The organism is Flavobacterium saccharophilum, assembly GCF_900142735.1.
Classification (GTDB): Bacteria; Bacteroidota; Bacteroidia; order Flavobacteriales; family Flavobacteriaceae; genus Flavobacterium; species Flavobacterium saccharophilum.
Genome location: NZ_FRBY01000009.1, coordinates 1 through 5,402, shown reverse-complemented (window position 1 = coordinate 5,402; position 5,402 = coordinate 1). Strand labels below are relative to the sequence as shown.

Sequence of the window (5,402 nt, the reverse complement as noted above, 5' to 3'; positions counted from 1 at the left end):
TAGAAACAGGGTTTTCAAAAGAAAGGCGACGACATACTCTCCCACATAACTGCAGTACCATCTGCGCAGGCGGGCTTAACTACTCTGTTCGGGATGGGAAGAGGTGAGCCCCGCCGCAATAACCACCTTAAGGTCATTGTTGGCGGTTGTTGGTTTATGGTTGTTGGTGTTTCCATCAACTACCAACCTTCAACTGTCAACTGCAGCTTTGCTGCAAATATCTTAACATACTGAGATAAAGAAAAAAGTATTGATTTAGAAAGTTTCTTCTCCCCGATTTGCATCGGGGAGAAAAGGGTGTACATAAGCTTACGGATTATTAGTACTACTCGACTATGACATTACTGCCTTTACATCTATAGCCTATCAACGTGGTCATCTTCCACGATCCTTAAAAGAAATCTCATCTTGTGGTGGGTTTCGCGCTTATATGCTTTCAGCGCTTATCCCTTCCAAACGTAGCTACTCTGCGGTGCCCCTGGCGGGACAACAGATACACTAGAGGTTTGTCCAATTCGGTCCTCTCGTACTAGAATCAGATCCACTCAAATTTCTAACGCCCACAGTAGATAGAGACCGAACTGTCTCACGACGTTCTGAACCCAGCTCGCGTGCCACTTTAATGGGCGAACAGCCCAACCCTTGGGACCTTCTCCAGCCCCAGGATGTGACGAGCCGACATCGAGGTGCCAAACCCCCCCGTCGATATGAGCTCTTGGGGGAGATCAGCCTGTTATCCCCGGCGTACCTTTTATCCTTTGAGCGATGGCCCTTCCATGCGGAACCACCGGATCACTATGCTCTACTTTCGTACCTGATCGACCTGTATGTCTCTCAGTCAAGCTCCCTTATGCCATTGCACTCTACGCACGGTTACCAAGCGTACTGAGGGAACCTTTAGAAGCCTCCGTTACTCTTTTGGAGGCGACCACCCCAGTCAAACTACCCACCAAGCAATGTCCCCCGAAATACGGGGTTAGGCCTCAGATAAACAAAGGGTTGTATTTCAACAATGACTCCACAACGCCTGGCGACGCCACTTCACAGTCTCCAACCTATCCTACACATCATTTATCCAAGGTCAATACTAAGCTATAGTAAAGGTGCACAGGGTCTTTTCGTCCCACTGCGGGTAAACGGCATCTTCACCGTTACTACAATTTCACCGAGCTCATGGCTGAGACAGTGTCCAGATCGTTACACCATTCGTGCAGGTCGGAACTTACCCGACAAGGAATTTCGCTACCTTAGGACCGTTATAGTTACGGCCGCCGTTTACTGGGGCTTCAATTCAATGCTTCTCCGAAGATAACATCTCCTCTTAACCTTCCAGCACCGGGCAGGTGTCAGGCCCTATACTTCATCTTACGATTTTGCAGAGCCCTGTGTTTTTGATAAACAGTCGCCTGGACCTCTTCACTGCGGCCAGCTTGCGCTGGCGACCTTTCTCCCGAAGTTACAGGTCTATTTTGCCTAATTCCTTAGCCATGAATCTCTCGAGCACCTTAGGATTCTCTCCTCAACTACCTGTGTCGGTTTACGGTACTGGTACTAATTACCTGAAGTTTAGAGGTTTTTCTTGGAAGCCCTTAGGCGCACTATCTCTTTGTCCGAAGACTCCGAGTACTATCGTATTTCCCCAAGCCGCGTGGATTTGCCTGCGCAGCTTATAGGTAGGTACTTCAACGAACTATTCCGTCAGTTCGCGGCGCTTTCATCACTCCGTCACCCCATCACAGTAATTAGTAGTACGGGAATATTAACCCGTTAGCCATCGACTGTCCCTTTCGGGTTCGCCTTAGGACCAGACTAACCCACAGCTGATTAGCATAGCTGTGGAAACCTTAGTTTTTCGGTGTGCGGGTTTCTCGCCCGCATTATCGTTACTTATGCCTACATTTTCTTTTCCAGCCAGTCCAGCATACCTTACGATACACCTTCAACCCTGCTGGAATGCTCCCCTACCACTTACAGTCAGACTGTAAATCCATAGCTTCGGTAATACGCTTATGCCCGATTATTATCCATGCTCGTCCGCTCGACTAGTGAGCTGTTACGCACTCTTTAAATGAATGGCTGCTTCCAAGCCAACATCCTAGCTGTCTGGGCAGACAAACCTCGTTCTTTCAACTTAGCGTATATTTGGGGACCTTAGCTGATGGTCTGGGTTCTTTCCCTCTCGGACTTGGACCTTAGCACCCAAGCCCTCACTGCTGAGAAACATTATATAGCATTCGGAGTTTGTCAGGAATTGGTAGGCGGTGAAGCCCCCGCATCCAATCAGTAGCTCTACCTCTATATAACTTAAATTCAGCGCTGCACCTAAATGCATTTCGGGGAGTACGAGCTATTTCCGAGTTTGATTGGCCTTTCACCCCTACCCACAGGTCATCCGAAGACTTTTCAACGTCAACCGGTTCGGACCTCCACTGTGTGTTACCACAGCTTCATCCTGCCCATGGGTAGATCACACGGTTTCGCGTCTAACACTACTGACTAAAGCGCCCTATTCAGACTCGCTTTCGCTACGGATCCGTGGCTTAACCACTTAACCTTGCCAGCAACGTTAACTCGTAGGCTCATTATGCAAAAGGCACGCCGTCACCCCACGAAAGGGCTCCGACCGCTTGTAAGCGTATGGTTTCAGGATCTATTTCACTCCGTTATTCACGGTTCTTTTCACCTTTCCCTCACGGTACTGGTTCACTATCGGTCTCTCAGGAGTATTTAGCCTTAGCGGATGGTCCCGCCAAATTCAGACAGGGTTTCACGTGCCCCGCCCTACTCAGGATACCACTATCTATTATACTCGTTACCCATACGGGGCTATCACCCTCTTTGGCGTCACTTTCCAGTAACTTCCGGTTCCTTGTACATAAAATGTCGTGGTCCTACAACCCCAACAATGCCGTAACATCATTGGTTTGGGCTAATCCGCGTTCGCTCGCCACTACTTACGGAATCACTTTTGTTTTCTTCTCCTCCGCCTACTTAGATGTTTCAGTTCAGCGGGTTTGCCCACCTATCGGTGTACTATGTCTTCAACATAGTGGGTTGCCCCATTCAGGTATTTACGGATCAATTCGTGTGTGCCGATCCCCGTAACTTTTCGCAGCTTATCACGCCTTTCATCGCCTCTGAGAGCCAAGGCATCCCCCATACGCCCTTATTTTGCTTATTGTACCAATCTTAAATTTAATTAAGACCGTTTTTTTTTGTCTTTTACTATAAATAGTAAAAAACGCTTTCTACTTTTTATTATTTTCTTATCTCAATATGTCAATGAACTTTTATTTACTATCTTCACAGTAAATCAGTGGAGAATAACGGAGTCGAACCGTTGACCTCCTGCGTGCAAGGCAGGCGCTCTAGCCAGCTGAGCTAATCCCCCATTTTTTAGTTGTCAGTTAACAGTTTTCAGTTAACAGTACTTAAAACGGTTACTCAACCTCTAAAATTTCCTTTTTCTAAGTTTACAGTCTTTTTTAACCGTGTTTTACAATTAATAATTTACAATTATCAATTCACATTTTAAAAAGTAGTCCCGGGCAGACTCGAACTGCCGACCCCTACATTATCAGTGTAGTACTCTAACCAGCTGAGCTACGAGACTCTGTTTTACTTAAAATTTATTATTTGAACTAACAGCAAGAGTAAAATAGTCTTAAAATTATAATCCTATAAAGCTTCTTCTTTTTTCCCCATCGTGTATTACTACTAACAATTGGGGCTCTAGAAAGGAGGTGTTCCAGCCGCACCTTCCGGTACGGCTACCTTGTTACGACTTAGCCCTAGTTACCAGTTTTACCCTAGGCAGCTCCTTGCGGTCACCGACTTCAGGCACCCCCAGCTTCCATGGCTTGACGGGCGGTGTGTACAAGGCCCGGGAACGTATTCACCGGATCATGGCTGATATCCGATTACTAGCGATTCCAGCTTCACGGAGTCGAGTTGCAGACTCCGATCCGAACTGTGACCGGTTTTATAGATTCGCTCCTGGTCGCCCAGTGGCTGCTCTCTGTACCGGCCATTGTAGCACGTGTGTAGCCCAAGGCGTAAGGGCCGTGATGATTTGACGTCATCCCCACCTTCCTCACAGTTTGCACTGGCAGTCTTGTTAGAGTTCCCGACATGACTCGCTGGCAACTAACAACAGGGGTTGCGCTCGTTATAGGACTTAACCTGACACCTCACGGCACGAGCTGACGACAACCATGCAGCACCTTGTAAATTGTCTTGCGAAAGTTCTGTTTCCAAAACGGTCAATCTACATTTAAGCCTTGGTAAGGTTCCTCGCGTATCATCGAATTAAACCACATGCTCCACCGCTTGTGCGGGCCCCCGTCAATTCCTTTGAGTTTCATTCTTGCGAACGTACTCCCCAGGTGGGATACTTATCACTTTCGCTTAGCCACTGAAATTGCTTCCAACAGCTAGTATCCATCGTTTACGGCGTGGACTACCAGGGTATCTAATCCTGTTCGCTACCCACGCTTTCGTCCATCAGCGTCAATCCATTAGTAGTAACCTGCCTTCGCAATTGGTATTCCATGTAATCTCTAAGCATTTCACCGCTACACTACATATTCTAGTTACTTCCTAATAATTCAAGTTTAACAGTATCAATGGCCGTTCCACCGTTGAGCGATGGGCTTTCACCACTGACTTATTAAACCGCCTACGGACCCTTTAAACCCAATGATTCCGGATAACGCTTGGATCCTCCGTATTACCGCGGCTGCTGGCACGGAGTTAGCCGATCCTTATTCTTACGATACCGTCAAGCTCCTTCACGAAGGAGTGTTTCTTCTCGTATAAAAGCAGTTTACAATCCATAGGACCGTCATCCTGCACGCGGCATGGCTGGATCAGGCTTGCGCCCATTGTCCAATATTCCTCACTGCTGCCTCCCGTAGGAGTCTGGTCCGTGTCTCAGTACCAGTGTGGGGGATCTCCCTCTCAGGACCCCTACCCATCGTAGCCTTGGTAAGCCGTTACCTTACCAACTAGCTAATGGGACGCATGCTCATCTTTTACCGTTGTGACTTTAATTACAAAATGATGCCATTTCGTAATACTATGAGGTATTAATCCAAATTTCTCTGGGCTATCCCTCTGTAAAAGGTAGATTGCATACGCGTTACGCACCCGTGCGCCGGTCTCTGGTTCCGAAGAACCATACCCCTCGACTTGCATGTGTTAAGCCTGCCGCTAGCGTTCATCCTGAGCCAGGATCAAACTCTTCATCGTATATTGTTGATCTGAATTGCTTCGGATCGTATTGTTATTCGAATCAGTCTCTATCGGTTCATTTATTAATCTCTCGATTATCTTACTCTTTATTCTTTTGCTCTAACATCTCTGTTAAAGCGGCTGTCAATTCAATATGTCTACGAACGTGT

The 5,402-nt window shown here is 47.3% G+C and carries 2 tRNA genes and 3 rRNA genes; all 5 read right to left on the bottom strand.

Annotated elements, in window-relative coordinates:
• Positions 1-20: 20 nt before the first annotated feature.
• The 5 genes from rrf to BUA98_RS22090 all read right to left on the bottom strand — a co-directional run bounded on the left by rrf (position 21) and on the right by BUA98_RS22090 (position 5,250).
• Positions 21-130 (bottom strand): 5S ribosomal RNA (gene rrf / locus BUA98_RS22110).
• 169 nt (positions 131-299) lie between these two features.
• Positions 300-3,181: ribosomal RNA gene (locus tag BUA98_RS22105) — 23S ribosomal RNA — on the bottom strand.
• Between the two features lie 136 nt (positions 3,182-3,317).
• Positions 3,318-3,391, bottom strand: a tRNA-Ala gene (locus BUA98_RS22100).
• A gap of 148 nt (positions 3,392-3,539) precedes the next feature.
• Positions 3,540-3,613: transfer RNA gene (locus BUA98_RS22095), tRNA-Ile, on the bottom strand.
• Between the two features lie 123 nt (positions 3,614-3,736).
• Positions 3,737-5,250 (bottom strand): 16S ribosomal RNA (locus BUA98_RS22090).
• The 16S, 23S and 5S rRNA genes sit together here with 2 tRNA genes alongside, the layout of an rRNA operon.
• Positions 5,251-5,402: the final 152 nt, after the last annotated feature.